The following is a 3234-nucleotide window of genomic DNA, read 5'->3' on the forward strand; positions in this document are numbered from 1 at the left end:
CGGCCGCGATCGCGCCGTCGGCGGTGGCGGTGACCACCTGACGCAGGTTCTTCACGCGCAGATCGCCGGCCGCGTACACGCCCGGCACGGACGTTTCGAGATAATCGTGCGTGACGACGTAGCCGTGGTCGTCGAGCTCGACGACGCCCCGCACCAGATCGGTGGCGGGCACGTAGCCGGCGAACACGAACACGCCGAACGTGCCGCCGTCGGCCGGCTTCCACGTCTCCGTCTCGCCGGAGTCGCGGTCGGCGATCGTCGCCTCGCGCAGACCGCCCTGACCGGCGGTGACGCCCTTGAGTTCGACGCCATAGCGCACGTCGATCTTCGGATTGTTCTTCGCCTCGGCGGCGACCGACGCGTCGCAGGTGAAATCGTCCTCGCGCACGAGCACGGTGACCTTGCTCGCGTACTTGGTGAGGAACACGGACTCCTCGGCCGCGGCGAATCCGCCGCCGACCACGAGCACCTCCTTGCCGGTGAAGAACTCGCCGTCGCAGGTGGCGCAGTAGGCGACGCCGCGGCCCGCGTACTCGCGCTCGCCCTCGAAGCCGAGCTTGCGCGGGGAGGCGCCGGTGGCGATGAGGATGCCGAAGGTCTTCAGGTCGCCGCGCGTGGTGTGCACGGTCTTGACGTCGCCTTCGACGTCGAGGCCGGTCGCTTCGGCGGAGAGGAATTCGGCGCCGAAATCCTTCGCTTGGCTCTTCATGGTCTGGGTGAGGGCGCGGCCGGTCGTGCGGCCCACGCCCGGATAGTTCACAACCTCGTTGGTGATGGTGATCTGGCCGCCGAAATCGTCCTTCTCGAGCACGAGCACGCGGTAGCGGGCGCGGGCGAGGTACAGGCCGGCGGTGAGACCCGCGGGGCCGCCGCCGATGACGACGACGTCATAGAGGTCGTTCCGGGTGGATTGTTGCGATGATTGTTGCGTCATGAAAGCTCCTTACATACAGGTTCGCCCCCGCCGGCGGGGGCTCCCGCGAAGCGGGTGGGGGTGGATGGCATTCGCTGCGAATCACCAGCGGACCACCCCCAGTCGGCGTTGCCGACAGCCCCCGCCAGCGGGGGCGCGTCGCCTATCGTCTAGGCGATACGGATCACAGCTGGCCGACGAGGTCGAGGCTCGGCTCGATGGTCTCCTCGCCCGGGGTCCAGTTGGCCGGGCAGACCTGGTCGCCGTGCTCGTCGACGAACTGGGAGGCCTGGACGCGACGCAGCAGCTCGTCGGCGTTGCGGCCCACGTTGGAGGAGGTGACCTCGTAGGCCACGACCTTGCCTTCCGGGTTCACGATGAAGTCGCCGCGCTCGGCCATGCCGTCGGCCTCGTTGTAGGTGTCGAGGTCGCGGGCGAGCAGAGCGGTCGGGTCGGCGAGCATCGGGTACTGGATCTTCGCGATCTTCTCGCTGGCGTCGTGCCACGCCTTGTGCACGAAGTGGGTGTCGCAGGACACGGAGTAGATCTCGCAACCGATCTTCTTGAACTCGTCGTACTTGTTGGCAAGATCCTCGAGCTCGGTCGGGCACACGAAGGTGAAGTCGGCCGGGTAGAAGAAGAACACGGACCAGTGGCCGAGCACGTCGTCCTTGGTCACTTCCTTGAACTCGCCGTTCTGGAAGGCCTGGACCTTGAAGTCGGTGATTTCATGCTGCAGAAGAGTCATCGTCGTTCCTTTCCGGACCCGCGTGGGATTCGCGCGGCGTCCCGCGATCTATGCAACCTCGTCCATCGTATCCCGGAACCTCCGGCGCCGGACCCGCGGCTCGCGCAGAGCGATGTATGAACAACATCACACCGGAATGGGATCAGGCCGGGCAAAGCAGCGCGGCGGTCTTGGCACAAACCAGACGCGAACCTGCACGGTTCCAACCGCGCACAAGCCTTTCGGCCCGCGCACCTTCTACACTGGAATCCGGCGGATCGTGGCCGCGATCCGCAACGCACACTCCGAGGAGCCCACATGTCCGAGCAATACGAAGCATTCAGCGAACCGTTCGAACCGACCGAATCGTTCGAATCCCACGACACCCCCGAGGCGAAGGCGAACGCCGCGTGGAGCCGTCTGCTGCAGGGCAACCGCCGCTTCGCCTCAGGCGCGGCCCAGCACCCGTGGCAGGACCGCGAGACCCGCGAGCGCCTGCTCGACGGCCAGCATCCGGATGCGGCCGTGCTCTCCTGCTCCGATTCGCGCGTGCCTCCGGAGATCATCTTCGATCAGGGTCTCGGCGACCTGTTCGACATCCGCACGGCCGGCGAGGTGCTCGACGACGCGGTCATCGCCTCGCTCGAATACGCGGTGGAGCATCTGGGCGTGAGTCTCATCGTCGTGCTCGGTCATGAGGGCTGCGGCGCGGTGAAGGCGGCCGTGGACGGCGTCGCCGAACTCGCGAATCGTTTCGACGACTGCGGCTGCTTCGACGTGCCGGAGGGCACGGCCCGCGACGAGGCGCACGCCGACCACTTGGAGGCGATGCTCGCCGCGCAGGATTCGCCGATCGTGCGCGAGGTGGGCGCGTCGGTCGCGCAGGCGATGGACGCCGACCTGGAGGACGCCGCCGATTTCGAACGCGCGCACGTGGCCCGCACGATCGAGCTGCTGGCCGACGGCAGCGAGGTGATCCGTCTCGCGCTGGCCGAGGGGCGTCTGATGATCGCCGGCGCCCGCTACGTGATGCACGACGGCCTGGTCGAAGTGCTGTCGTTCTAGCCGTTTGGCGGACATGCCCGGCACGCGTGAAACGCGGCCGGAGTACATTGTGAGAGACATCGCGGCCGCGTGCGACGCATCGTCACAGCGTATCGTCACATGACGCATCGTCGCGCAACGCCGCCGAGAAGAAGAGTCACAGAACCACCGAGAGACACCTGTCAGAGAGAAGAAGTCACGGCCATGCCTTTGCCCTCACTCACCGTATACGTCGGTTCCGTCGGCCACGCCATCAATCCCACGCGCGCGTCGGTCATCGGACGCGCCGCCGATTGCGACGTGATCGTCGGCGACCCGCACGTCTCCCATCATCATGCCCGACTCACGCCGACCGCCGACGGTTGGCTGCTGGAGGATCTGGGCAGCGCGAACGGCCTGTCGGTCAACGGCGTGCGCGTCACGCAGATCCTGATCGCCAACACGACGACGGTGATGCTGGCGGAGAACGTCGGCATCATCTGCGCGGTGGCGCCGCAAGCCGCGACACCGCAAGCCGTGCAGGCCGCGCAGGCCCCGCAGACACCGGCAG

4 protein-coding genes are annotated in these 3234 nt (G+C 67.1%); 2 read left to right on the top strand and 2 right to left on the bottom strand.

Going from position 1 to position 3234, the window contains the following annotated elements; translation table 11 throughout:
- Both Uis4E_RS11490 and ahpC read right to left on the bottom strand, forming a co-directional pair.
- Nucleotides 1-934, bottom strand: a 934-nt coding sequence (locus Uis4E_RS11490; protein ID WP_133125476.1) for an FAD-dependent oxidoreductase, incomplete at its 3' end; no start/stop codon positions are given.
- A 163-nt stretch (nucleotides 935-1097) separates the two neighbouring features.
- Nucleotides 1098-1661: an alkyl hydroperoxide reductase subunit C gene (ahpC, locus tag Uis4E_RS11495; RefSeq protein WP_101623289.1), complete on the bottom strand. Its 564-nt coding sequence runs from the start codon at nucleotides 1659-1661 to the stop codon at nucleotides 1098-1100.
- A 399-nt stretch (nucleotides 1662-2060) separates the two neighbouring features.
- Here ahpC and Uis4E_RS11500 point away from each other — a divergent pair, with 399 nt between their 5' ends.
- Complete coding sequence (locus Uis4E_RS11500) at nucleotides 2061-2705, top strand: carbonic anhydrase (protein WP_243394573.1); 645 nt, start codon at nucleotides 2061-2063, stop codon at nucleotides 2703-2705.
- A 183-nt stretch (nucleotides 2706-2888) separates the two neighbouring features.
- A partial coding sequence (locus tag Uis4E_RS11505) for an FHA domain-containing protein (RefSeq protein WP_207764588.1) occupies nucleotides 2889-3234 on the top strand: 346 nt, incomplete at its 3' end.

The sequence above is a fragment of the Bifidobacterium parmae genome, assembly GCF_002860365.1.
Lineage (GTDB): Bacteria > Actinomycetota > Actinomycetes > Actinomycetales > Bifidobacteriaceae > Bifidobacterium > Bifidobacterium parmae.